The organism is Streptomyces sp. NPDC051636 (assembly GCF_044453765.1).
Classification (GTDB): Bacteria; Actinomycetota; Actinomycetes; order Streptomycetales; family Streptomycetaceae; genus Streptomyces.
The window spans coordinates 38,644-63,297 of the sequence record NZ_JBITDA010000028.1 but is presented as its reverse complement, the minus strand read 5'-3'; the positions used below and the strand labels follow the sequence as shown (position 1 = coordinate 63,297).

The 24,654-nt window shown below is 72.8% G+C and carries 19 protein-coding genes and 5 pseudogenes; 15 read left to right on the top strand and 9 right to left on the bottom strand.

Annotated features, from left to right (window positions below; translation table 11 throughout):
* Positions 1 to 46: 46 nt before the first annotated feature.
* A complete protein-coding gene (locus tag ACIBBH_RS34725; RefSeq protein ID WP_399411623.1) occupies positions 47 to 820 on the bottom strand; it encodes an MHYT domain-containing protein in 774 nt (257 codons plus the stop codon).
* Between the two features lie 150 nt (positions 821 to 970).
* Here ACIBBH_RS34725 and ACIBBH_RS34720 point away from each other — a divergent pair, with 150 nt between their 5' ends.
* Positions 971 to 1,570: a class I SAM-dependent methyltransferase gene (locus ACIBBH_RS34720; RefSeq protein WP_399411621.1), complete on the top strand. Its 600-nt coding sequence runs from the start codon at positions 971 to 973 to the stop codon at positions 1,568 to 1,570.
* A gap of 55 nt (positions 1,571 to 1,625) precedes the next feature.
* Here the strand turns inward: ACIBBH_RS34720 and ACIBBH_RS34715 are convergent.
* Positions 1,626 to 1,996, bottom strand: a pseudogene (locus tag ACIBBH_RS34715) (alpha/beta fold hydrolase); the annotation flags it as partial.
* Here ACIBBH_RS34715 and ACIBBH_RS34710 point away from each other — a divergent pair.
* A pseudogene (locus ACIBBH_RS34710) lies at positions 1,996 to 2,100 on the top strand (PadR family transcriptional regulator); the annotation flags it as partial. The pseudogenes ACIBBH_RS34715 and ACIBBH_RS34710 overlap by 1 nt on opposite strands.
* Here ACIBBH_RS34710 and ACIBBH_RS34705 read toward each other — a convergent pair.
* Positions 2,077 to 2,982, bottom strand: coding sequence for an oxygenase MpaB family protein (locus ACIBBH_RS34705; RefSeq protein WP_399411619.1), 906 nt, complete (start codon positions 2,980 to 2,982; stop codon positions 2,077 to 2,079). The pseudogene ACIBBH_RS34710 and the gene ACIBBH_RS34705 sit on opposite strands and share 24 nt — an antisense overlap.
* A gap of 98 nt (positions 2,983 to 3,080) precedes the next feature.
* On the opposite strand from ACIBBH_RS34705, the gene ACIBBH_RS34700 reads away from it, so the two are divergent.
* On the top strand, positions 3,081 to 3,377 hold the full coding sequence (locus ACIBBH_RS34700) for a hypothetical protein (protein ID WP_399411617.1): 297 nt from the start codon (positions 3,081 to 3,083) through the stop codon (positions 3,375 to 3,377).
* Between the two features lie 133 nt (positions 3,378 to 3,510).
* Entirely contained in the window at positions 3,511 to 4,338 is an 828-nt protein-coding gene (locus ACIBBH_RS34695; RefSeq protein WP_399411615.1) for a hypothetical protein, read from the top strand.
* 641 nt (positions 4,339 to 4,979) lie between these two features.
* On the opposite strand, the gene ACIBBH_RS34690 is transcribed toward ACIBBH_RS34695, so the two are convergent.
* Positions 4,980 to 5,162 (bottom strand): hypothetical protein, encoded by a 183-nt coding sequence (locus ACIBBH_RS34690; protein WP_399411613.1) that lies wholly within the window; start codon positions 5,160 to 5,162, stop codon positions 4,980 to 4,982.
* Between the two features lie 267 nt (positions 5,163 to 5,429).
* Here ACIBBH_RS34690 and ACIBBH_RS34685 point away from each other — a divergent pair, with 267 nt between their 5' ends.
* The 3 genes and pseudogenes from ACIBBH_RS34685 to ACIBBH_RS34675 form a co-directional block, all read left to right on the top strand.
* Entirely contained in the window at positions 5,430 to 8,294 is a 2,865-nt protein-coding gene (locus ACIBBH_RS34685; RefSeq protein WP_399411611.1) for an SNF2-related protein, read from the top strand.
* Positions 8,291 to 9,586: an SWF or SNF family helicase gene (locus ACIBBH_RS34680; protein ID WP_399411610.1), complete on the top strand. Its 1,296-nt coding sequence runs from the start codon at positions 8,291 to 8,293 to the stop codon at positions 9,584 to 9,586. Before ACIBBH_RS34685 ends, ACIBBH_RS34680 begins: the two co-directional genes overlap by 4 nt.
* Positions 9,587 to 9,593: 7 nt before the next feature.
* A pseudogene (locus ACIBBH_RS34675) lies at positions 9,594 to 9,728 on the top strand (esterase-like activity of phytase family protein); the annotation flags it as partial.
* Positions 9,729 to 9,751: 23 nt separating this feature from the next.
* Here the strand turns inward: ACIBBH_RS34675 and ACIBBH_RS34670 are convergent.
* Positions 9,752 to 10,123, bottom strand: coding sequence for a hypothetical protein (locus ACIBBH_RS34670; protein WP_399411608.1), 372 nt, complete (start codon positions 10,121 to 10,123; stop codon positions 9,752 to 9,754).
* Positions 10,124 to 10,275: 152 nt separating this feature from the next.
* Positions 10,276 to 11,442, bottom strand: a complete 1,167-nt coding sequence (gene xylA / locus ACIBBH_RS34665) for a xylose isomerase (protein WP_399411606.1) — start codon at positions 11,440 to 11,442, stop codon at positions 10,276 to 10,278.
* Positions 11,443 to 11,574: 132 nt separating this feature from the next.
* Here xylA and xylB point away from each other — a divergent pair, with 132 nt between their 5' ends.
* The 4 genes and pseudogenes from xylB to ACIBBH_RS34645 all read left to right on the top strand — a co-directional run bounded on the left by xylB (position 11,575) and on the right by ACIBBH_RS34645 (position 14,840).
* Positions 11,575 to 13,020, top strand: coding sequence for a xylulokinase (gene xylB, locus ACIBBH_RS34660; protein WP_399411604.1), 1,446 nt, complete (start codon positions 11,575 to 11,577; stop codon positions 13,018 to 13,020).
* Between the two features lie 55 nt (positions 13,021 to 13,075).
* Positions 13,076 to 14,284, top strand: a complete 1,209-nt coding sequence (locus ACIBBH_RS34655) for an ROK family protein (protein ID WP_399411602.1) — start codon at positions 13,076 to 13,078, stop codon at positions 14,282 to 14,284.
* 63 nt (positions 14,285 to 14,347) lie between these two features.
* Positions 14,348 to 14,569, top strand: a pseudogene (locus tag ACIBBH_RS34650) (NUDIX hydrolase); the annotation flags it as partial.
* A gap of 43 nt (positions 14,570 to 14,612) precedes the next feature.
* Complete coding sequence (locus tag ACIBBH_RS34645; RefSeq protein WP_399411691.1) at positions 14,613 to 14,840, top strand: hypothetical protein; 228 nt, start codon at positions 14,613 to 14,615, stop codon at positions 14,838 to 14,840.
* On the opposite strand, the gene ACIBBH_RS34640 is transcribed toward ACIBBH_RS34645, so the two are convergent.
* Positions 14,752 to 15,783 carry a DUF4232 domain-containing protein gene (locus ACIBBH_RS34640; protein ID WP_399411600.1) on the bottom strand — a complete coding sequence of 344 codons (1,032 nt, stop codon included), beginning with the start codon at positions 15,781 to 15,783 and terminating at the stop codon, positions 14,752 to 14,754. The genes ACIBBH_RS34645 and ACIBBH_RS34640 overlap by 89 nt on opposite strands.
* A gap of 768 nt (positions 15,784 to 16,551) precedes the next feature.
* On the opposite strand from ACIBBH_RS34640, the pseudogene ACIBBH_RS34635 reads away from it, so the two are divergent.
* The 4 genes and pseudogenes from ACIBBH_RS34635 to ACIBBH_RS34620 all read left to right on the top strand — a co-directional run.
* Positions 16,552 to 17,109: pseudogene (locus tag ACIBBH_RS34635) on the top strand (acetamidase/formamidase family protein); the annotation flags it as partial.
* A 90-nt stretch (positions 17,110 to 17,199) separates the two neighbouring features.
* Positions 17,200 to 17,799, top strand: coding sequence for an N-acetylmuramoyl-L-alanine amidase (locus tag ACIBBH_RS34630; RefSeq protein ID WP_399411687.1), 600 nt, complete (start codon positions 17,200 to 17,202; stop codon positions 17,797 to 17,799).
* A gap of 66 nt (positions 17,800 to 17,865) precedes the next feature.
* A complete protein-coding gene (locus ACIBBH_RS34625) occupies positions 17,866 to 19,134 on the top strand; it encodes a GAF domain-containing protein (RefSeq protein ID WP_399411598.1) in 1,269 nt (422 codons plus the stop codon).
* Positions 19,135 to 19,228: 94 nt separating this feature from the next.
* Positions 19,229 to 20,752, top strand: coding sequence for an aldehyde dehydrogenase family protein (locus ACIBBH_RS34620; RefSeq protein WP_399411596.1), 1,524 nt, complete (start codon positions 19,229 to 19,231; stop codon positions 20,750 to 20,752).
* Between the two features lie 123 nt (positions 20,753 to 20,875).
* Here ACIBBH_RS34620 and mptB read toward each other — a convergent pair whose 3' ends face one another.
* Both mptB and ACIBBH_RS34610 read right to left on the bottom strand, forming a co-directional pair.
* The gene (gene mptB, locus ACIBBH_RS34615) at positions 20,876 to 22,165 is read right to left on the bottom strand and encodes a polyprenol phosphomannose-dependent alpha 1,6 mannosyltransferase MptB (protein WP_399411594.1); all 1,290 of its coding nucleotides are present in this window, start codon (positions 22,163 to 22,165) and stop codon (positions 20,876 to 20,878) included.
* A gap of 768 nt (positions 22,166 to 22,933) precedes the next feature.
* Positions 22,934 to 24,379, bottom strand: a complete 1,446-nt coding sequence (locus tag ACIBBH_RS34610) for a gamma-aminobutyraldehyde dehydrogenase (protein WP_399411592.1) — start codon at positions 24,377 to 24,379, stop codon at positions 22,934 to 22,936.
* Positions 24,380 to 24,654 lie beyond the last annotated feature (275 nt).

Sequence of the window (24,654 nt, the reverse complement as noted above, 5' to 3'; positions counted from 1 at the left end):
ATCGCTCGGAAGTGGTCGGGGCACGTTGTGCCGGGCGGGGCGCCGGTCAGCGGGCCGGGCTCCGCACCGGACGCTGCGCGGAGGCGGACGCCTCGCGCTCCCCCGCCGTCGGCGAGAGCGCGACGAAGGCCGAGGTGAGGAACAGGTAGGACCCGAGGCCGACGGCGAGGGGGAAGATGAACTGCATCGCCGTGGCCCCGGGAAGAACCTCGCCGGAGGGGGTGACGTGCACGCGGACCGCGAACATGCCGGTGTAGTGCATGCTGCTGACGGCCGCTCCCATGACGAGGGAGGCGACGGTGACCGCGACGGGCGACTTGATGTTGAGCCCCGCCCAGAGGGCTGCGGTCGCGGCGACCACGGCGATCAGGATGGAGACCCCGACGAGCACCGGGTCGTAGGTCACGTCGCCGTGCAGCCGCACCGCCGCCATGCCCAGGTAGTGCATGCTCGCCACGCCCAGCCCGGTGGTGAGGCCGCCGAGGAGGAGGGCCCGGGTGCGGTCGCGGCTGTAGCCGACGGCGAAGACGCCGACGGAGACGACGAGCATGGCGACCAGGAGGCTGAGGATGGTCAGCGGCACGTCGTAGCGGATGTCGGTGCCGCCGACGCTGAAGCCGAGCATGGCCACGAAGTGCATGGTCCAGATGCCGGTGCCGATGGCGGAGGCCGCGGTGACGAGCCAGTTGCGGCGCGCCCGGCCGGTGGTGCCGAGCGCGCGGACGGTGCAGCGCAGTCCCAGAGCGGCGCCGATGCAGGCCATCACGTACGACAGCGCGGGCGTCAGCCAGCCGAGGGAGGCGTGGTCCAGGTGTCCCATGGCCCCGGGACGCTAGTGCGGGCAGGGGCGTACAAACGGGGCACATTCGAAAGGTGTTGGAATCTGGCGCAGACGTGCGCCGGAACGATCGCGTCACGCTCGAACGTGTGCACAGGATGTCCTCCCCGCCGGTGAGAGATCATGCGGAGCATGAGCGACGACCACACACACGTCCAGGAGTTCTTCACCGCCCGGGCGGACGACTGGGACAGCAAGTTCCCCGAGGACGGCCCTGCCTTCGCGGCCGCCGTCGCCGGCCTCGGGCTCCGCACGGGGGACCGCGTGCTCGACGCCGGCTGTGGCACGGGACGCGCCCTGCCGCCGCTGCGTGCGGCCGTGGGGCCGTCCGGCGTGGTCATCGGGGTCGACCTGACCCCGGCGATGCTGCGGGCCGCCGTACGGGCGGGGCGGGACCGGGAGGGGCGGCTGCTGCTCGCCGACGTCGCCGCGCTTCCGCTGCGGTCCCGGTCGCTCGACGCCGTGTTCGGAGCCGGCCTGATCGCGCACCTGCCCCACCCGGCGGAGAACCTTCGGGAGCTGGCGCGCGTGGTCCGTCCCGGCGGCACCCTGGCCCTCTTCCACCCGATCGGCAGGGCCGCGCTGGCGGCACGCCAGGGCCGTCGGATCACCCCGGACGACCTGCGCGCGGAGGCCAACCTCGGCCCGCTCCTGGCCGGTTCCGGGTGGCGCATGACGTCGTACGTCGACGAGGATGCCCGCTTCCTGGCGCTGGCGGTCCGCGAGGGCTGAGGGCGGGGGCGGGGACGGGACGCGGGCTCGGGGCGGGGCGCGAGGGCTGCTTCACGCCCGCGACCGCCGTCACGAACGCGTCGGGGTTTGCGAACATGACGTTGTGCCCAGCGCCGGGCACCGTGAGCACGCGGACCCGGCCGTCTCCAGCCGCTGTCTGCCGGGCAGTTCACCGCTGAGCTCGCCCTGGAGGTACACGCGGTCGATCGCCAGCTCCTCCAGGAGGGTGCGCATGACAGGGTCCGAGCCCCTCCGCAGACCGACGGCGGTGCGGTGCATCCGGCGCGGGTCTGCCGGCCGCATGGTCGCCGCCCACAAGGGGGCCGGCCTTCTCCAGCACGCGCGCGTACCCGCCCGCCACGAACTCCTCCTCCCGTAGGAGGCGATTCCGCTGCTGCCCGCGGCGGGCGGCGGGAAGGCGTCGAGACCCGTTCCGGCGGGGCATCCTCACCGTCGCCCGGGCCACGAGCCGGGCGGAGCTTGCCTGGCTGCGCGAGACCCTTGCCTCACTCGACGGGGTCGGCCGCTGAGGCGCCGGTGTGCCGCACCGGGCAGCCGAGCCGGCCGGGGACCGGACGAGTGCCCAGGCCGGCCAGCCGGTAGCCGTTGGTGTAGCCCTTGACCTCCGGGTTCTGCCGTGCGTAGTGGGGGGCGCGACGCGGCGGGAGCAGGCGGACGAGACGCCCCCGCGTCCGCACCGCGCGCCGTACGAGCGCGGAGGTGACGGGGCCGGGCGGCTCGTAGTGGAAGGCCCGCAGCAGCGGTTCGTCGAGGAGGGCGAGCGTCGCGGTGCGCAGCAGGGGCGCCAGCGGCCGGGGATACCAGGAGGCCATGAGGTCGAGCGTGGCGTCGGAGACCCGCCGCGCCCGCTCGTCCCAGGCGAAATGGGCCTCCTCGTAGGCGACCAGGCAGGCTTCGAACTCCTCGTAGGACTCGGGTACGTCCGCGATGCCCATGTGCCGGCCGAGCGTGCGGTAGTAGACGGCGGAGGCGACGATCTCGTGCCGGGACATCCGGCGCCAGCCATAGGCGTCGATCCATCGCTTGGGTATCACGACGAAGGTGCACAGCACGTAGCGCATGTCATCGTTGCTGATGTCGTAGCTGTGGTGCATCTGGTTGATGCGGCGGATCGCCGTGCGGCCCTGCACGGAGGCGAAGCCGTGCTCGACGACTGCGTCGAGGAGCAGCACGGTGTCGTCGTAACGCTTCTGCGTACGGTCGGTGAGCTCGGCCGTCTCGGCGAGCAGCCGACCGATGCTCGGGACGGCGTAGGTGCGGTACAGGGCCAGTTCCAGAGCCCGGGCGAAGTCCCAGGGGAATTCGAACGCGGCGCTGAGGCGGTATATCTCCACGGCGTCCGCCACCGGATCCATCCGGCGTATCCGCTCGAGCCTCTCGAAACGCTTCACAGCATCGTCCCCCTTCTGCCGCCGGGGCTCCAACTCTACGTTGAGTAGCAGCAGGTGGACGATCAGCAGGAGAAGTCGCGCAGGGGAAGGTGATCCGTATGTGGGGCAGGATCCGCGAGAGGCTCACCGGGCCGGCCGTCTCCGCGCGCGCGGAGAGGGGCGGCGGCCGTGAAAAGCGTACGCACAACTTGTTCGAAGCCGCGGCCGCCTATGTGTCGGCCTGCGCCGAGGACGACCAGGACCGGATCGACGAGGCGGCGGCCTGGGTGTCACCGGAGGCGCTGTCGTTCGGGGTGAGTGAGCTGGCGTGCCGAGCCGTGATCGCGCTGGCGCGGGAACGCGACGAGTCACCGCGGAAGGTGGCCCGTGACCTGCTCGGGCTGCCCGTGGCCTGACCGGTGTCCGGCGAGCGGCTTTTCGCCCCGTCCAGGCGGAAAGCTGCAGCTCCGCGTGTGGTGGGAGTCGTGACAACCGCCTTCCGCTCGCACTAGGGTGCGCGCCGTTGGACGAACCACTGGGGAGGCTGGGATGGCAGAGACGGACGAGGAGGCCGTCGCCGCCGCGGACGATGCGCTGTACGTGCTGACGGCGGTACTGCTGACGCCGGCGCAGTATCCGAGCGTGCTGGGCGACGACTATCCGGAGGCGTGCGCGGCGCTCGACCTCGCGCCGCGCGCCGACGGCTACGGCCTGGTGCTCGGACAGGACGGTGAGGGCGCCCGCTGGACGGTCGTGATCGACGACGTCTCACTGGTCGCCGTCGCCATCGCGTCCTGGGACTGCGGCATGGAGTACGAGCTGTCGCCCGACGAGCGCACGGTCGTGGCCGCCCTGCCGGGCTGGCCCCTCGCGGTCGCCGTGGCCGCTCCGGGCGTGCCCGCGCCGCACGACCCCGGCCCCGAAATCGCGGACCGCCCGCCGCTGGCGCCGCCGGACACCACCTCCTGGGGGCCGGCCCAGCGGCGGCTGGGCGCCGACGAGATCGCGTCGCAGTGGGCGATGTGGCGGGGGCAGATCGACGACGTCGGCTTCCCGGCGCCGGGTGGCTCGACACCGGCACCCGACGATGCCGCGGACGCGCCGCGGGGTCACCGCGGCATCCGGCGCGTGCTGGCCGAGGCCCGCGCGTACGTGGACGCTCCGCCGCCCCTCGGCCGGGTCCGCTCGTCGTTCGCCCCGGGGGACGCCCGGACACTGCGGGCCGACGGTCCGGGCTGGTCGATGGTGGCCCGCACCGACGACATCGCGTTCGTGCTGCTCGACGAGGAACCCGGCGAAGTCCTGCCGGTGGGCCGGGGCCCGGAGCTGCCCGGCCTGCTGGAGGCGCTCGACAAGCTGGCCGTACGGCCCAGCTGACGCCGCCGTGCCCCGCGCGGGCGGCCGAGCGGGTCACCTGCTCCTGCCGGGTCGACCAGGAGGTCCTCCAGGGCGGTGCCCGGGTCCTCCTGGGCCCGCAGCGCCTCCAGTTCGGCCCGCCACGGCTGCGCCCAGTCCGTTCCGCGGCCGCCGGCCCGCACCAGGGCCAGGGCCAGGGCCAGGGCGAGCATCCCGGACACGGCCGTCGCACGGGCGCGCACGCCTGCGGGCCGCGGAGAGCAGGGGCACGCGCGTGGATGGCCCCACAGAACCACGGGCACGTAGTCGGTGGTCGTCGGGATGCGCTTCCGGGGCGGCTGCGCACAGCCGCGCCAACCTCTCCCACCGGTGCCCGTCGTGGAGTCGCTGGGCGTCCTTTTTACGGTCATGGCCGTCATGGGTGGTGCTGCGGCGATCAACCGTGCACGCGAATTCGGCGCGGCAGGCGGCGGCCCTGTTCACCGGCCTGATGCCCCGGAGGCCGTCATACGCCTGTCCCGAGGCCGCCGGGGGGAGCCAGGCACCCCGCCGCCCCCGGATCGTCGGCAGGCCCGCGCGCGGCGAAGTGGCCGGCTCCCGCCCCTTGTCCGGGGACACGGGGAACGCAGGGAAGGCAGGGAAGGCACCAGGGCGGTAGCGCCTCAGCGGCCGAGCTCCTTGCGCGCGACGCGGCGCAGCCTGCGCCGCTGCGAGGGATCCAGCGTGAGGTACGCGGCCGCGGGAACTCCCAGGACGATCAGGAACGAGACCCACCAGGGCAGCCATATCAGCAGGATGAGCCCGACCGCCACACCTCCTGCGGCGATCTTCGCGGTATTCGACATGAGCGTCGCCTCCTTCGCGGCCACTGCCGCTCTCTGATGTGAAAACGCGTCCGCGCTTCCGGCGGTTCCGGACCGCTACCCTGAGCCGCCCCTGAGGCGCGACCCTTACGTGCCCCTGAGTGGCGACGTCTCCCCGGCCTTTCCTCGCATCGGACAGCCTCCGAAGTGGCTCAGGTCACAGCCTAACCATTCCGGGCCGGTCGTCGATGTGCTGTAACCTCGGCGACTCCGCCCGCAGTAGTCAAATTTGAGGAGTGCGGCAGAGTCGTGCAGAGGATCCCCCCGGCACCACCCTCCGAGATGTCCGAACTGGCCCGCTGCAGCGCCGTGTTCCTGCCGGCCGACCCGGCCCGCACCGGCAGCGTCGCCTTCTGGCGGCCCGACGCCACCGCCCCTCCGGCCGTCGCGTCGGGCGCCGCCGCGGACCTGGCCGTCGCGCTGCCCGGCGCGCAGGGTGTCGAGCACGTGCGCGTGCCCGCGGTCATGCTGCCGGTGCGCGCCGCCCTGCCGTGGCTCACGCGCGCGCGTGCAGCCACCTACGGGCATCGGGCGACGGCGTTCTGGGGCACGGCGGCCGTGTTCGCGCTGCACTTCCTGGCGCGTGGGCTGCTGCTGCCCGGGCTGTCGCCGGCGGATCACGACGCCTGGCGGATGGGCCCGCTGTCCGCGCGGGACGCGGAACTCGTCCGCGAACTGGCCGCCGCGATGCCGCCCGAGGCCCGAGCCGTGCCGGTGTCCGGCGCTGAGCCGTCACGGCTGCCGGATCCCGAGCGGCTGCTGCGCGCCTTCCTGGACGCGGTCGCCGACAGCCTGCCCCGCTCGCCCGCCGCACCGCTGGTGACGGGCGGCTCGGCGTACGCGGCGCACGAGCCGCGGCACCTGCCGCAGCATCGCGCGTGGGCCGACGACGTCGCCGCGGGCCACGACGCGGGCGTACGGCTCTCGCTGCGCGTCGAGGTGCCCGGCCTCGGCGACGCCGCACCGGACGACGTGCCGCCGCGGTTCCGTGCCGTGCTCCAGGTGCACGGGGTGAGCGACCCGGCGCTCGTCGCGGACGCCGCCGAGGTGTGGGCCGGATCCGGCCCGGCCGGCGAGGCGTTCGGCCCGCGCGCGGGGATGGACGCCCTGCTGGCGCTGCGCCGCGCGGCCCGAGCCTGGCCGCCGCTGACGCCGCTGCTCGCGGCCGGTGTGCCGGACGCCGTCGAACTCGCCGACGACGAGGTCACCGAACTCCTCGGCGAGGGCGCCCGGGCGCTCGCCGTGGCGGGCGTCGACGTCCACTGGCCGAAGGAGCTCTCCCGCGAGCTGACCACCCACGCGGCCGTCGGCCCGCCGGACGACGGCGCGGCCGGCGACAGCGGCACCGCGCAGCTGCCGTCGTTCCTCTCGGCGGACGCCCTGCTGACCCTCAGCCGGCGGTTCGCGCTGGACGGGCGGGAGCTCTCCCGCGCGGAGCTGGATCTCCTCGCGGAGGCCAAACGTCCCTTGGTGAGGCTGCGCGACCAGTGGATCCTGATCGACCCTCAGGAGGCACGCCGGGCCCGGGCGGGGCAGGACCACAAGGTCACACCGGTCGAGGCGCTCGGCGCCGCGCTGACGGGCTCCGCGGAGATCGACGGGCAGCGGCTCGAGGTACGCCCCACGGGCCGGCTGGCGCAGTTGCGGGAGCGGCTCGCTGACCCGGAGGCGCAGGAGCCGGTCGCCCCGCCGCCCGCCCTCGCCGCCACTCTGCGGGACTACCAGCTGCGCGGCCTCGCCTGGCTGGCCCGGATGACCTCCCTGGGCCTGGGCTGCTGCCTGGCCGACGACATGGGCCTCGGCAAGACGGTCACGCTGATCGCCCTGCATCTGCACCGCCGGGCGGACCCCTCCACCGCCGGCCCCACCCTCGTGGTCTGCCCGACGTCCCTCCTCGGCAACTGGCAGCGCGAGATCGAACGCTTCGCACCCGGCACGCCGGTGCGCCGGTTCCACGGCTCCCGCCGCGACCTGGGCGCAGTGGCCGACGGGGAGTTCGTGCTCACCACGTACGGCACGATGCGCCTGGACGTCCGGCGGCTCGCCCAGGTGTCCTGGGGCATGGTGGTCGCCGACGAGGCCCAGCACGTCAAGAACCCGTATTCCTCGACGGCACGGGCGCTGCGCATCGTCCCGGCACGCGCGCGCGTGGCGCTCACCGGCACCCCGGTGGAGAACAACCTGTCGGAGCTGTGGGCGATCCTGGACTGGACCACTCCGGGTCTGCTGGGCCGGCTCGGCACCTTCCGCTCCCGGTACGCGCGGGCGGCCGAGGGAGGCCAGGACCCCGCAGCCGCTCAGCGGCTCGCCCGGCTCGTGCGGCCGTTCCTGCTGCGGCGGCGCAAGTCGGATCCCGGTATCGCGCCCGAACTGCCGCCGAAGACCGAGACCGACCACCCCGTCTCGCTCACCCTCGAACAGGCGGCCCTGTACGAGGCCGTGGTACGCGAGACGCTGGCCCGGATCGCGGCCGCCGACGACATGGCGCGCCGTGGGCTGATCGTGAAGCTGCTGACCGGTCTCAAACAGATCTGCAACCACCCGGCGCAGTTCCTGAAGGAGGACGACCCGAGGATCGTGGGGCGATCGGGGAAGCTGGAGCTGCTGGACGAACTGCTCGACACCATCCTCGCCGAGGGGGCGAGCGCGCTGGTCTTCACGCAGTACGTGCGGATGGCCCGCCTGTTGACCCGGCACCTGACGGCCCGTGGCGTGCCGTCGCAGCTACTGCACGGCGGGTCGTCGGTCACCGAACGCGAGGCACTGGTGCGGCGGTTCCAGGACGGTGAAGTGCCCGTCTTCCTGCTGTCGTTGAAGGCCGCCGGCACCGGCCTGAACCTCACGCGAGCCGAGCACGTCGTGCACTACGACCGCTGGTGGAACCCCGCCGTCGAGGCGCAGGCGACCGACCGTGCGTACCGCATCGGCCAGACGCGGCCGGTGCAGGTGCACCGGCTGATCGCAGAGGGAACCATCGAGGACCGCATCGCCGAGCTGCTGAACCGCAAGCGCGACCTGGCCGAGGCCGTGCTCGGCTCCGGCGAGGCGGCGCTCACGGAACTGACGGACGCCGAACTGGCCGATCTGGTGCAGCTGCGAGGGGAGCCGCGATGAACGGGTACGACGAGGACACCGAGCGCACGTTCCCGGCCCGGCCACCCGCGCGCGGGCGTGGCCTCACGCACACCTGGTGGGGCCGCGCCTGGGTGCGGGCACTGGAGGACGCGGCGCTGGACGCGGCGCAGGTGAAAGCGGGGCGCAGGCTCGCGAGCGCGGGAGCGGTGGGCGCGGTGACGGTCCGCCCGGGGCGGGTCACGGCGGTCGTCCGGGATCCCGGGGGCGCGCCGCACCGGGCCGACGTCCTGCTGCCGGAACTGACCGTGGAGCAGTGGACCCGGTTCCTGGCCCTGGCCGTCGAGCGGGCCGGGCACCTCGCGGCGCTGCTCGACCGGGAGCTGCCCCCGCATCTGGTCGAGGACGCGGCGGCCGTGGGCATCGAACTCCTGCCGGGCCTCGGCGACCTGGAGCCGGAGTGCGGCTGCGGTGCCTGGGACCACTGCGGGCACACGGCGGCGCTGTGCCATCAGGTGGCGCGGCTGCTGGACGAGGATCCGTTCGTGCTGCTGCTGTTGCGGGGCCGGGGGAAGCGTGCCTTCCTCGCCGAGCTTCAGCTGCGCGGCGCCGCGCCCGAGGAGCCCTCCGCCGAGCCGGAGGGCGAGGACGCCGCGGAGGTCTGGGCCGCCGGGGACATCCTCCCGCCGCTGCCCTCCCTGCCCGGCCTCCCCAAGGACCCCGGCGCACCGCCGTCCCTGGACACCGAGACGCCCCCCGGGCCCGGAATCGATCCGGCGGCCCTGGAGTACCTGGCCGCGCGGACCGCTGTCGAAGCACACCGGCTGCTGGCGGAAGCGCTCGGCGCGGGGCCGGGCCCGAAGGTGCCGGAAGCGGAGTTGACGGTGGCTCAGGACGCCGTGCGGCTTGCCGCCGGAGACCCGGGGGACACCGTCAAGGGCCGGCTCGCCGAGGGGTCGGGGCGGGGCAGGGAGGGGCTGGCGACGGCCGTACGCGCGTGGCGTGAGGGAGGTACGGCCGGACTGTCCGTGCTCGACGAGGAGTGGCCGGTGGAGGGCGAGGCGCTGGCACGCGCGCGTGCCGCCCTGGAAGCGGTCTGGGGCGAGGACGAGCGCCCGGCGGTGCTTTGGTCGGGCAACCGCTGGACCGTTCCGGTGGCGGGCATCGGGGCGGGAATCCAGCTGCGTCTGGGACGGGACGGCCGCTGGTGGCCGTACCGCGAGGAGCACGGCCGCTGGATTCCGGTGGGAGCCGGCGTGCGGGATCCGGCGACGGCACTGGCATCGGCGCGGCTCGCTGTGGACGGCGAACCGCATGAAGGGAGCTCACGGTGAAAGGCGACGAAAGGACGACGACACGCTCGCGCTCATCCACGACAACGACTTCGGCATGACACACGGCGTGGGCGCCTTCGACGCGCAGGGCCGGCTGGTGGACAGCGGCATCGAGACGACCGTGACGTACGTCCGGCTGCCCGACCGCGTCCGACGGCGCCGGCCTCAGGGCAGCGTGTCCGGGAAGGAGCTGCCGAACGGCTCGAAGTCGCTCGGCACCTCGCTCGGCAGCACGCTGGGGAACCCCGACGGCAGCCCGCTCGGCAGCCTGGAGGGCCACGACGGCAGCCCGCTGGGCAGCTCGGTCGGGAGGCTGAACGAGGGCCGGGGAGAACCGCTGGCGCTCGCGCTGCTCCCCGGCCGCTGGTCGTCCGAGGAGCCGTCGCCTCCGGGGGCCATCAGCACCACGGCGAGAACGGCCCCGGCCCCCGCAAGCACGGCGAGGACGGCGAAGAGCGGGCCCCGGCGACGACCCGGGCCGGGGCCCGGACCGCCCGGCGGTCCGGGCGGCGGAGGCGGTACGGACGATGTGGTCATGCCCTCCACCATCGCCGCGTACGGACCATGGGGCGAGCGGCGCACGGAAGGTGATACCGGCTCACGCCGTGGACCGCACGTTTCCGGAGCATTCCGCGCGCGGGTCGGCCAGCGGCACGCGCGCGTAGCTTCACCGCTACGCGTGTGTGCGGTCAGCCGCGCGCCCCCAGCAGATGGTCCATGGCCAGCTGGTCGAGCCGCTCGAAGGCCATCCCGCGCGCGGCGGCCGCCTCCACGTCGAAGTCCTCGAAGGCCGCGCGGTCGGCGAGCAGCGCCTGCAGGCCGTCGGCCGCGGTGGGCTGGGCCAGCTCGTCGAGGCGTGAGGCGCGCAGTGCCTCCTGGACCTCCGGGTCGGCGCGGAAGGCGGCCGAACGCTCCTTCAGAACGAGGTAGTTGCGCATGCAGCCGGCCGCCGACGCCCACACGCCGTCGAGGTCCTCGGTCCGCGGCGGCTTGAAGTCGAAGTGGCGGGGACCGTCGTAGCCGGCGCTCTCCAGGAGGTCGACCAGCCAGAAGGCGGAGCGCAGGTCACCCGCGCCGAAGCGGAGGTCCTGGTCGTACTTGATACCGGACTGGCCGTTGAGGTCGATGTGGAAGAGCTTGCCCGCCCACAGGGCCTGCGCGATGCCGTGCGGGAAGTTGAGCCCGGCCATCTGCTCGTGGCCGACCTCGGGGTTGACGCCGTACAGCTCCGGCCGCTCCAGGCGCTCGATGAAGGCCAGCGCGTGGCCGACGGTGGGCAGCAGGATGTCGCCGCGGGGCTCGTTCGGCTTGGGCTCGAGGGCGAAGCGCAGGTCGTAGCCCTGGGTGGTGACGTACTCGCCGAGGAGGTCGAAGGCCTCCTTCATGCGGTCGAGGGCGACGCGCACGTCCTTGGCGGCGCCGGACTCGGCACCCTCCCGGCCGCCCCAGGCCACGTACGTCTTCGCACCCAGCTCGACCGCCAGGTCGATGTTGCGGATGGTCTTGCGCAGGGCGTACCGGCGCACGTCGCGGTCGTTGGCGGTGAACGCGCCGTCCTTGAACACCGGGTGCGTGAAGAGGTTGGTGGTGGCCATCGGCACGGTCATGCCGGTCGCGTCCAGGGCCTGGCGGAAGCGCTTGATGCACGACTCGCGCTCGGTGTCCGAGGACCCGAAGGGGATCAGGTCGTCGTCGTGGAACGTCACACCGTAGGCGCCCAGGTCGGCCAGGCGCCGCACCGTCTCGACCGGGTCGAGGGCGCGGCGTGTGGCGTCGCCGAACGGGTCCCGTCCCTGCCAGCCGACGGTCCACAGGCCGAAGGTGAACCTGTGCTCGGGGGTGGGCTGGTAGCTCATGCCGCGGCTCCTTGCTCGCTTGCGACTATTTCGTCATGGCGATTTACAAATTAGTATGCGCTCGCGTCCCTGGGAAGGGACAAGATGTCCTCGAGGTCACATCCCGCGAGCCGCGGAAAGAGGGAGAGCCCGATGTCAGCAGCCGAGGGTCCGCTCGTCGTCGGGGTGGACTCGTCCACCCAGTCCACCAAGGTCCTGGTCGTCGACGTGGCCACCGGGCGGGTCGTGGCGAGCGGCCAGGCGCCGCACACCGTGTCCTCCGGCGCCGGTCGGGAGAGCGATCCGCGCCAGTGGTGGGAGGCCCTGTGCACGGCGCTCCACCAGTGCGGGGACGCGGCGCACGAGGCGGCCGCGGTGTCGGTCGGCGGCCAGCAGCACGGCCTGGTCACGCTGGACGCCCGCGGTGAGCCGGTGCGTCCGGCGCTGCTGTGGAACGACGTGCGCTCGGCGCCGCAGGCCCGCCGGCTCGTCGAGGAGCTGGGAGGTCCCAAGGCCTGGGCGGAACGGACCGGCAGCGTGCCCGGCGCGTCCTTCACGGTCACGAAGTGGGCCTGGCTCGCCGAGCACGAGCCGGACGCGGTCCGCGCCACGGCGGCCGTCCGGCTCCCCCACGACTACCTCACCGGGCACCTGACCGGCCAGGGCACCACCGACCGCGGCGACGCCTCCGGTACGGGCTGGTGGGCGTCCGGGACCGAGGCGTACGACGAGGAGATCCTCGCGCACGTCGGGCTCGACCCCGCACTGCTGCCCCGGGTGGTGCGGCCGGGCGAGGTGGCCGGGACGGTGCGCGACAGCCACGACCTGCCGTTCTCCAAGGGCACGCTGGTCGCCCCCGGCACCGGTGACAACGCCGCCGCCGCGCTGGGTCTCGGGCTGCGCCCGGGCACCCCGGTGCTGAGCCTCGGCACGTCGGGCACGGTGTACGCGGTCTCCGAGCGCCGCCCCGCCGACCCGAGCGGCACCGTCGCCGGCTTCGCCGACGCCCGCGGCGACTGGCTGCCACTGGCGTGCACCCTGAACTGCACGCTCGCGGTCGACCGCGTCGCGACCCTGCTGGGCCTGGACCGTGAGGCGGTCGAGCCCGGTACCTCCGTGACCCTCCTGCCGTACCTGGACGGCGAGCGCACCCCGAACCTGCCGAACGCCTCCGGCCTGCTGCACGGGCTGCGGCACGACACGACCGCCGGACAGCTGCTGCAGGCGGCGTACGACGGTGCCGTGCACTCCTTGCTCGGCGCGCTCGACCTGGTGCTCGACGAGGACGCGGACCGCACCGCACCGCTGCTGCTGATCGGCGGCGGGGCACGGGGCTCGGCCTGGCAGCAGACGGTACGGCGGCTGTCGGGGCGGCCGGTCCAGGTGCCCGAAGCCGGGGAACTGGTCGCGCTGGGCGCCGCGGCGCAGGCGACCGGACTGCTGACCGGCGAGGACCCGGCCGCGGTGGCCCGCCGTTGGAACACCACGGCCGGACCGGTGCTGGACGCCGTGGAGCGGGACGAGGAGACGCTGGCCCGGATCACCGGGGTACTCTCCGACGCGGCGCCGCTGCTGGAGCGGGGGGCGGGCGGTCGCTGACCCACCCCTCACAGAGACGCCCGTGAGGGCCACGGACCGAGGACTGACTTCAGCCATGACCGCACCGCTGCACGAGGCCCGCCCGGCCGGTCGCGGCCGGGCCCTGCCCGACACCCAGCAGGGCATGCGCCGCCGCAACCTCGCCCGGGTGATGCACACCGTCAGCGCCGAGGGACCGCTCTCGCGGGCCGCGGTCGCCTCGCGCATCGGTCTGACGCGGGCGGCGGTGTCGACTCTGGTGGACGAGCTGATCCGCTGGGGCCTGCTGGAGGAGCTGGGTCCCGAGCGGCCCGGCCGGGTGGGCCGGCCGGGGTCGGCGCTCGCGGTCAGCGGGCGGGGTCCGGCCGGGATCGGGGCGGAGGTCGGCGTCGACCACCTCGCGGTGTGCGCGGTCGACCTGCGGGGCGAGGTCCGGGCCCGAGCCGTCCGGCACCGCGCGAACCGGGGCCGTGCAGCCGGACCGGTGCTCGAGGAGCTCGAGGCGCTCGTCCGCCGGATCGTCGCCGAGGCGGAGCGGGAGGGACTGTGGCCCGCCGGGCTCGCGGTCGCCGTGCCCGGCCTGGTGGCGCGGGACGCCCGTACGGTCGTACGCGCCCCGAACCTCGGCTGGCACGACACGGACCTCGGCGCCCTGCTGCCCACGGACATACCGCTGACCGTGGACAACGAGGCCAACTTCGGCGCGCTGGCCGAACTCTGGCTCGGGACGGACACCCCGGGCGACTTCCTGCACGTGTCGGCCGAGATCGGCATCGGCGCCGCGGTCGTCGTGGACGGCCGGCTGCTGCGCGGGACGCGGGGATTCGCGGGCGAGCTGGGCCATGTGCCGGTCCGGCCGGACGGGCCCCGGTGCGGGTGCGGCGGACGCGGCTGCCTGGAGCAGTACGCCGGTGAGGAAGCGGTTCTGCGCGCGGCGGGACTCGAAGCGGGCGAGGACCTGGTCGGGCTGCTCGCCCGGCGGGCCGACGAGGGGGACGCGGGCGTGCGGCAGGCGCTCCAGGACGCCGGTACCGCCCTCGGCATAGCCCTGACCGGGGCGGTCAACCTGCTCGACCCCGAATCCGTCGTCCTGGGCGGCGCGCTGGCGGGGCTGTCGCCCTGGCTCCTGACGTCCCTTCAGGCCGAGCTGGCCGGCCGCACGGCGGGCCCCGCCTGCCCGGTGTCGGTCTCCCGCCTGGGCCCCGAAGGACCGCTGCTCGGTGCCGCGCACTCCGTGATACGCGCCGTGCTCGACGATCCGGCGGTGGTGGCGGAGCGGGGATGAGGGCTCTGCCGTGCCGAACCGCATGTGTTTCACGGCGGGACAGAGGGCACCGGGGAGGCGTACATGGTGGAATGGATACCGCGTGAGGAGTGGGTCAGGACCCAGCCGCGGGCTCTTGTGGCCTCCTGCGTACTGATGCTGGACGGCAGCGGCCGCATCCTGCTCCTGCGCTACGGGCCCGGTCAGCCGAGCGCCGGGACATGGTGGCTGCCGGGCGGGATGGTCGACCACGGGGAGGATCCTTGGACGGCGGCTCGGCGGGAGATGCGGGAGGAGACCGGCATCGAACTCGGCCCCACCCCCGGCACTGATCGGCATCGACCACCGGGTGGACGTCCTGGGGACCGGGCCGGTCCTCGACTGCTTCTTCCACGGCGGCACCCTGGACGGCGACACACATGTCCGGCTGAGTGCCGAACACGACCGCTACGGGCTGTTCAGCCTCGACGAGTTGACCGGCACGCCGCTCACCGCCCGTCTCCCCACCCTCGCCGCGCTGCGCGGGGCGGACCTGTCCGGAACCGTCGTCCGCCTGCGGGAGGGTGAGCCCCTGTGAGCCGTGAAGTGCGGACGGTCTTCGCGTGGATCGCCTGCGCGGGGATCGCCTGGGCTTCCCGCTTCCACGGGCCGACGGCGACCTTCCCCGTGGTGCCGAGGTCCAGTTCAGGTGTCACCATCACGGGGGCGGCGCCCGGCTTCGCCCGGACCCGGACGTAGGGGACGTTCACCGCAGTGCCGTCGAGGACGGTGTTGCGCCGGACCAGGCCTGCGAGTGCGCGTTCGCCCGGCTTCAGGGACAGGGGGCGGGCCGGGCCGTCGGCGCCGGTGCCGGAGGCGATGGCGGAGCCGTCGTGCAGGATCCGTACGCCGGTGACCGGCCGGTGGTCCTCGTCGAGCAGGCTCACGCGGGGGTAGCCGGTGAGGCGCTGGGTGCGGGTCCCGCAGTTCACCAGGTGGAGGCCGGCCACACGGAGGCCCATGGCTGCGTCGCCCTCGTCGGCGTACAGGCGCAGCCCCGAGGACGGGCAGCGACCGCCCGGGGCGGGTGCCTCGTCGACGGGGACGCTCCGCACCTTCTCGACGCGCACCCGTGACCAGCCCTCGGCGCCCGGCGGCAGGTCACTCGCGCCGACGGTGCCGCTCACCGTCCGGCCGGGTCCGACGGACGGCACGGTCCGGTAGGTGTCGGCCAGTTGCGCTCCGCTGTCGGAGAGGAAGGTGAAGGTAATGGTGTAAGTGGAGGGTTTCGCGGCGTGGTTGGTGACCTGGAACCGGCCGCAGTCGTGAGCGCCGTCGCCACCCGGGTCCGTGATCGTCACATCGCCCGTCGCCTCGGCGGTGGGCTCGGCAGGGGTGGCAGGCTCCGAGGACACCTGCGCATCGCACGTGGGGCCGTCGGGATCGGACGGGACGGCGAGTCCGGTGGCCTGGGAGCAGGAGGTGGTGAGCAGCAGGATGCCGGCGACGACGGTGGACAGGATGGCGGGGGTGGCACGCATCCGCCGAGTCGATCAGTGCTCGACCACGGCGGGCTGTGGTGGAAGCCACTCTTGCGGTCACAGGACCGTCACAGGGCCGGCGCGGCCCGGGCGACCTGCCTGATCCCGGCGGCGCACCCGCCCGGTGACGGCCACGCAACTCACCCGGTTCCGGGCCGACTTCACTCGATGGGGTGGCGGAGTTGTCCACAAAGCCTCCGTCGTCCACGGAACGGCTCGGCTCCCTTCTGCCCGACTCGGGAGCGCCGTACCGTGATTCACGCGAGGTGCTGCCGCCACGACCTCGCGGCGGTGGCGTACTGAGGTGAACGAGGGGACACACACGGTCGGGGGAGACGCATGTCGGGGGAGACGTCCGAGGGGCTGCGGCGCGATGCCATCGGGTTGCACGAGGTCCTGTTCCAGAGCGTCCCGGCCATGGCGCCGGCCGCCGCCGTCGCCGCGTCCATTCCGTCGGGCGCGGCCAACGCGGGCGGAAGTCTGCCGCTGTCCGTACTGTTCGCGCTGGTGGCCTGCCTGTTCACGGCCTGCTGCGTGACCGAGCCGGCACGGGAGTTACCCGCGGCGGGCTCGGTGGCCACCGACACGGCGTGCGGACTGCACCCCGCCGTGGGTTTCCTCGTCGGCTGGGGCTACGTCTTCGTGGAGGTCCCGCCGCTGATGCTCCTGAAACTGGGCTTCCCCACGGCGAGCACGCTGCACGAGGAGTGGTCCGGGTTTCCGGCCGGGACCGTGCCGGGCGCGACGCGGGCCACGGGCGGCACGCCACCCCTCGACCCGACGCACGGCACCGTCGGCGTGGCACCCGCCGGCCTGGACTCGGCCCTGTTGGCCGACGCGCACGGCGGGAACATGGACACCCCCGAGATGCGGGCCGGCGTCACCTGCTGCCTCGGGGTGAACGCCGAGGGCGCGCTGCTCAGCCTCGGGGGACGGGCACGCCCGGGAGGGCGAGGGCGAGACCTGCGGCGTGGCCCTCGGGTGCGCGATGCACCCCGTGGTGATCGTCCACCTCCTCGAGGAGGTCGCCACGCCGTGGCCCCGCCTGGAGTCGGCCACCCACATCAGCTCGACGGGTTCGGCGCGCCCGCTGGCGGAGCCTTCCGGATATCCCGGCTCCACCTGGTGCAGTGGCTGGTCCGCGACTACGGATTCGCTGAGCTGGACGCGTATCAGTTCGCAACCCAGGCGGTGGAATCGCCGTTGGCCAACGTGTGCGACACCAACTACACGTGCGCGGCCGAGATCCGCAGGGAATGGCTGCCCGCGTGCGAGACCTGCCACGGGCCGCACGCCCGGCCGCGCGAGACGGCCGGGGCCCTCCGCCGCCGACCGCACCCGACTCCGGAACTCCCTGTGCTCCCCACCCCACTCCCCCACTCCCCCACTCCCTCGCTCCCGAAAGGCGACCCCACCATGGACCGGGACAGACCACTCCCCACCAGACGACGCCTGCTGAAGGGCGCGGCTCTCGCCGCCGTCCCCTACGCGCTGCTCCCCACCACACGGGCCGGTGCCGAGACCGAGGCCGTCGACTACCCGCCCGCCGAGTGGCAGCCGGCGGCCACCTCCAACTACACGGCGTCCAGCCGCCCCGGCACCTACACGATCGACCGTGTGATCATCCACGTCACCCAGGAGACGTACACCGACACCCTGGCCATCTTCCAGAACCCGCAGAAGAAGGTGTCCACGCACTACCTGGTCCGCTCCGCCGACGGGCACGTCGCCCAGTGCGTGCGCGAGGCGAACGTCGCCTGGCACGCGGGAAACTGGGACTACAACACCCGCAGCATCGGCATCGAGCACGAGGGCTGGGTGGATCAGCCCGCGTACTTCACCCACGCTCTGTACGAGCAGTCGGCGAAACTGACGGCGGCGATCTGCGACACGTACGGCATCCCCAAGGACCGGGAGCACATCATCGGGCACTACCAGGTGCCGGGGACCGACCACACCGATCCTGGGCCGTACTGGGACTGGGTCCGCTACATCAGACTGGTCAACTTCGCCTGACCGGTTGTCCGGACCAGCACCCCGAGTGACGATGTCCCCAGCCGCATCGCCGTCCGGGAGGCCCAGTTGACCGATCCGTGGGTGGCCCTGGAACCGGGGGCCGACCCCGCCGAGCGCGTCCGGGTGCTACGCCGGGCGCACGAGACGTTCACCACGGCGGGTACCGTGCCGCGGCCGGTGCGGTCGGTGGTGGCGGACTCGTGGCGGCGCAGCGCTCGGGCGGGAGTCGGTCCGGACGGCACCGCCAGCGTGGAGCTGACGGACGACGACCTCGGCGCCTACCGCGCGGAGCACCCGCTGGCCCGGGTGATGCCGCTGCTCCGCGAGCTGATGGGGCCGTTCGCCGCGGACGGCGAGCATCTGCTCGCGGTGTGCGACGCGCACGGCAGGCTGCTGTGGGTCGAGGGCCATCCGGCCACCCGGCGCCGCGCGGACCGGATGAACTTCGTCCCAGGCGCGCGCTGGGCGGAGACCGCGGTGGGGACGAACGCGCCGGGCACGGCGGTCGCCGTCGACCGGCCGGTGCAGGTGTTCGCGGCGGAGCACTTCATCCGACGGGTGCAGCCGTGGACCTGCGCGGCGGCGCCGGTGCACGACCCGCACACCGGCCGGGTGCTGGGCGCGGTGGACATCACCGGCGGCGACGGTCTGGCGCACCCGCACAGCCTGGGCTTCGTACAGGCGGTGGCGCGCGCCGCCGAGTCGCAGCTCGCGCTGCTCGCCCCACCGCGGCCCGCCGACGAGGCGCCCGCCCTGACCGCGCTGGGCCGCGACGAGGCCACACTCCGGCTTGACGGCCGCCGGACCGTGCTCAGCCGCCGGCACAGCGAGCTGCTGGTGCTGCTGGCCCGCCACCCCGAGGGGCTGACCGGCGACGAACTGCTGTGCGCGCTGTACGAGGACGAGTCGGTGACGCCGGTGACGCTGCGCGCCGAACTGGTCCGGCTGCGCAGGCTGCTCGGTCCGGGGCTGCTGGCGTCCCGGCCGTACCGGCTGACGGCTCCTGTCGAGTCCGATGTCACCGTCGTCGAACGACGGTTGCGGGCGGGCGCGGTCGCCGCGGCCGCGGGGGCGTACGCGGGCCCCCTGCTGCCCGGCTCGCAGGCCCCGGCGGTGGTGCGGCTCCGCCGGCGCCTGGCCGGCGGGCTGCGGGCAGCGCTGATCGCCCGCCGTGACCCCGACCTGCTGGCGGACTGGGCGCACGCCCCCTGGGGCGGGGAAGACGTCGAGGTGTGGCGGGCGCTCGCGGCGGTGCGGCCGACGGCGACGGTACGGGCGCGGCTTGAGGCGCTGGAGGCGGAACTGGCGGCCCCCACCCACCGGGCAACGCGCTGACCGGCCGCGCAACGTCCTCGCAACGTTCCGCTTCCTACCCTCGCGCCGGAAGCTGCCCAACGGCGGGCAGCGCTTCACCGGGAGGCAGACCAGTATGACCCGTTACGCGGCGCCCGGCACCGAGGGCGCGATCGTCTCCTACCAGGCGCGCTACGACCACTTCATCGGAGGCGAGTACGTGCCGCCGGTGCGCGGCCAGTACTTCGAGAACCCCTCTCCGGTGAACGGGCAGCCGTTCACCGAGGTCGCGCGTGGCACCGCGGAGGACGTGGAGCGGGCGCTCGACGCGGCGCAGGCGGCCGCGCCCGGCTGGGGCCGTACGTCGGTGACGGAGCGCTCCGACATCCTGCTCAAGATCGCCGACCGCATGGAGGCCTGCCTCGAACCCCTGGCGGTCGCCGAGAGCTGGGAGAACGGCAAGCCGGTGCGCGAGACACTGGCCGCCGACATCCCGCTGGCCATCGACCACTTCCGGTACTTCGCGGGCGCGATCCGCGCGCAGGAGGGTTCGCTGGGCGAGATCGACGACGACACGGTGGCGTACCACTTCCACGAGCCGCTCGGTGTGGTCGCGCAGATCATCCCCTGGAACTTCCCGATCCTGATGGCCGTCTGGAAGCTCGCCCCGGCGCTCGCGGCGGGCAACGCGGTCGTCATCAAGCCCGCCGAGCAGACCCCGGCCTCCATCCACTACTGGATGAGCCTGATCGCGGACCTGCTGCCGCCCGGCGTGGTGAACATCGTCAACGGCTTCGGCGTGGAGGCGGGCAAGCCGCTCGCGTCCAGCCCGCGCGTGGCGAAGGTCGCGTTCACCGGGGAGACCACCACCGGGCGGCTGATCATGCAGTACGCCTCCGAGAACATCAAGCCGGTCACGCTGGAGCTCGGCGGCAAGTCGCCGAACATCTTCTTCGACGACGTCTGGGCGCACGACGACGACTTCCGCGACAAGGCGCTCGAGGGCTTCACGATGTTCGCGCTCAACCAGGGTGAGGTGTGCACCTGCCCGTCCCGGGCGCTGATCCAGCGCGGCCACTACGCCGAGTTCCTCGACGCCGCCGTCGCCCGCACCCGGCAGATCAAGCCCGGCCACCCCCTCGACACCGACACGATGATCGGCGCCCAGGCCTCCAACGACCAGCTGGAGAAGATCCTCTCCTACCTGGACATCGGCCGGCAGGAGGGCGCGAAAGTGCTCACAGGCGGTGAACGCATCGAGTACGACGGCGAGTTGAAGGGCGGCTACTACGTCCAGCCGACCATCTTCGAGGGCGACAACCGCATGCGCATCTTCCAGGAGGAGATCTTCGGCCCGGTCGTCTCCGTGACCTCCTTCGACGACTTCGACGACGCCGTCAAGACCGCCAACGACACCCTGTACGGCCTCGGCGCCGGCGTGTGGACCCGGGACGCCACCACCGCGTACCGCGCGGGCCGCGCGATCCAGGCGGGCCGGGTGTGGACGAACTGCTATCACGCGTATCCGGCGCACGCGGCGTTCGGGGGCTACAAGCAGTCGGGGATCGGGCGGGAGACGCACAAGATGATGCTGGAGCACTATCAGCAGACGAAGAACCTGCTGGTGTCGTACTCGCCGAAGAAGCTCGGCTTCTTCTAGACACCGGAGAGGGGCGCCGGACCTGGGCAGATGCCCATCGGGCGCCCTTGCCGGTGGGACGGCGTCATGCCCCACGGGCGGGCGCCTACTGGGAGACGCACAAGGCGTGCAGTCGCCAGCAGCTCACCATCTCCAGCCATGGCCGCCGCCACTGTGGAACAGGGCCAGCACAGCGGTGGTCACGACGAGGTACTGAGTGAGGCGGCCTTGCCGGAACATGGCCGCCAGCGCCCACGCGTAAGCCGCGTACCAGGGCATCGACCAAGGCGCCGTGAGGATCCATGCGAAGGCGAGCACGAACGGGACAGCCGCGACAGCGGGAGTGTCCGACGGAACGCCGCGGCGGAACACGGACGCGAGCACGAGCATCAGGAGCGGCCAGAGCAGGCTGATCACGGTCGAGGCAGCGTCCTGTCCCGGCCACGTGGCGGCGAAGCGGTCGAAAACGGCCCACACCGAGGGCATGGTCACCTGGTGGGAGGCGGCAGAGAGGGGGCCCAATGCGTGCAAGCCATACACACCGTAGAGGGCAGCCAGGATGATCATGGTTGCCAGTGTCTGCCGGGCAACCCGTTGCCAGGCACCTGAGCGCAGCAGCGGCCAAGCCAGCCCGACGCCGAGCAGGATGCTACTGATCTTGACGCAGCATGCGAGGCCGATCAGTGCTCCGGCAATCAGATCGTAGTGGTCCCGGGCTCTCCGGCTGACGAGGCGGATGGCGCAGACGGCCAGGCCGGCGACAACGGTGTCCATATGCCCACCCGCGACGAGCACACCGATCAGAAGAGGGTTGGCGATCCACAGAAGACCGGCACGGACAGGATCATCGGCAGTGCGGGTCAGCAGATAGCCCGTGGCCAGGAAAGCCGCCACGTTCACAAGCATCAGCACCCGTATGGTCAGTGCCGGCTGGTCACCGCCGACGAACGCGGCACCAGCCTGAAGCCACGTCGCGACGGGCCCGTACACGGATGGCGTATTCCGCCACGCCGCGCCCACCAGACTTGCGTAGCCGCCCCCTAACTGGGCGGGTGTCATCACGTAGGGGTCACCGCCGACTGCGGTGATCCGGCCGTACGCGGCGTAACTGGCCGTGTCGGAAGAGCCGACCGGGGTTAAATTGGCCAAGAGAAGCGCAACGAGGGCACCGGCCCAGAACAGGATCCGGGTGTCAGGAGCCCAACCCCGCCTATGGGCGTTCAGTATGCCGAGCGTTGCGAGGCACGACAGCAGTACGGCTGTGACCATGAATGCCTCGGACAGAATGCCGGGCATGGAGGGCAATCGATACGGGGTGATCTCATACCTGAGCGTATTGTTGTTGGGGGCGTATGCACCGACCAGCCCGAACAGGGCGACACTCACCCCCCACGCCCACAAGGCCGCGCGTGGACGAAGCTGTGCGACGAGCATCGGTGCGCGTGGAGCAACTGCCGGGGCACCCGCAGAACACGAGGCCCGCTCATTGTCGTCAGCCGTCAAGGTCGCTCTCTGAAGTCCTGATGGGGCGGCGATCGAGCCGCGAGCTTGGCGAGTAACTCCGCGGTACCCGGGCTGTTGTGCTCCACCTTGCCACAAGGCCGACGGCGACAGCCTCAGGCCTGCCGCGGACCGGCTCTTGGACTCGCCGGCCGGCGCCGACGGCATGGTCGTCGTGCGACGAGAGGACGCCCCGACCGTGGTGGCCGGGCCGCCCTGGACCTGCTGCGTGAGGGGCCGGTCCCGCGCCGCGCGCCGGTCGGGCGCTCATAGCAGCAGCCGACCAGTGCGCTCGGCTCGGCCCTGGTCCCCGGACCTGACGGCCGCCATGACGGGCCTCGACGACGGGGCCCGCAGTCCACTCGTGCCGGAGTCGGAGTGGCCCGTGGGCCCGGCTGCTCGGCCGACCACTGCTCCCGGAGCTGGCCGGCCCCATCTGGACGCGACTGGGCTTTCCCGGCGAACCCGACCCGCGGCAGGTGGGGCACTGCGAACCGCTCCCGCGACAGTCCCTCTCCACCGCCTCCGCGCCGTCCCACGGCCCACTCGACACGACGGCCCTTCAGCCGTACGTGCACCTCCGGGCCCCCGAGGAGAACCGCTGACGACCGACGGTGACCGTTGTCGCCCCATGAGCCCAGAACCGCGGCCCTGTTCGCGTCCGTCCGCATGGGCGGTCGATGGCCGGTATCCGGTCCGGCATCACAGCGATGTCATGACGTGCTTGATGCGGGTGTAGTCCTCGAAGCCGTAGGCCGAAAGGTCCTTGCCGTAGCCGGACTTCTTGTAGCCGCCGTGCGGCATCTCGGCGACGAGGACCATGTGGGTGTTGATCCAGACACAGCCGAAGTCGAGGCGCTTCGACATGCGCATGGCGCGGGCGTGGTCCTTCGTCCAGACCGAGGAGGCCAGAGCGTAGTCGACGCCGTTGGCCCACTCCACGGCCTGGTCCTCGTCGGCGAAGGACTGGACGGTGATGACCGGGCCGAACACCTCGTTCTGGATGATCTCGTCGTCCTGCTTGAGACCGGAGACGACGGTGGGGGCGTAGAAGTAGCCCTGGTCTCCGACGCGGTGACCGCCCGCCTCGACCTTGGCATGCGACGGGAGCCGGTCGATGAAGCCACTGACCTGGGCGAGTTGGTTGACGTTGTTGAGCGGGCCGAAGAGCACGCCGTCCTCGTCGACGCCACCGGTCTTGACCTCGGCGGCGGCCTTGGCGAGCAAGGCGGCGAACTCGTCGTGGACGGACTCGTGCACCAGCACACGGGTTGCGGCCGTGCAGTCCTGTCCGGCGTTGAAGAAGCCCGCGGTCGTGATGCACTCGACGGCCTGCACGAGGTCCGCGTCATCGAAGACGACCACGGGTGCCTTGCCGCCGAGCTCCAGGTGGACGCGTTTGATGTCCTTGGCGGCGCTCTGGGCGACCTGGATGCCGGCACGTACGGAACCGGTGATGGCGGCCAGGGCAGGAACCGGATGCTCGACCATGAGCTGCCCGGTGTCCCGGTCGCCGCATACGACGTTGAGCACACCTGCGGGCAGATCCAGCTCCTTCAGCACGCCACCGACGATCTCGGCGAGCAGCACCGTGGACGCGGGGGTGGTGTCCGATGGCTTGAGGACCACGGTGTTGCCCGCGGCGATCGCCGGTGCGAACTTCCACACCGCCGTCATCATCGGGTAGTTCCAGGGCGCGACCTGCGCACACACCCCGATCGGCTCCCGCCGGATGATGGAGGTCAGGCCCTCCGCGTACTCTCCGGCTGCCTTGCCCTCCAGCAGACGCGCCGCGCCCGCGAAGAAACGCAACTGGTCGACCATGGGAACGATCTCTTCGGTCCTGGTCACGGCGCGGGGCTTGCCGGTGTCACGGCACTCCGCCTCGACCAGTTCCTCAGCGCGTGCCTCGACGGCGTCCGCGATCTTCAGGAGCAGCTTCTGCCGGGTGCTGGGGGTGGAGTCGCGCCACGCAGAAAAGGCTGCCGCCGCGGCCGCCATCGCCGCGTCCACGTCTGCCGCCCCCGAAAGCGGTGAGCTCGCGTAGACCTCACCGGTGGTGGGGTCGACGACCGGCAGCGTACGACCGTCCTTCGCGTCGACGAATGCACCGTCGATGTAATTGCGCAGCGTACGGATTTCGCTCACGACGTTCTGTGCTCCTCGTGGCTCGGGAATCGTGCGGAGTGGCGAGTGGGGATATCGGATATCTGCCGTCGGAGGATCTGGGGTCAGGCCGGCTGGACGGTGGAGACGACGTAGCGCCCAGGGGGTGGGGGCGGCCGTGCGGCTGAGTTCCGCGTCGTGCGGGGCGAGGGGGCCGACCCGCACGACGCGGAATTGACGACGACGCTATCCCGCCGCCCGACCGGCAAAGAAGTGGTGGATTCATCCATAGTCATACCGCCTCCATGGATGGTCTG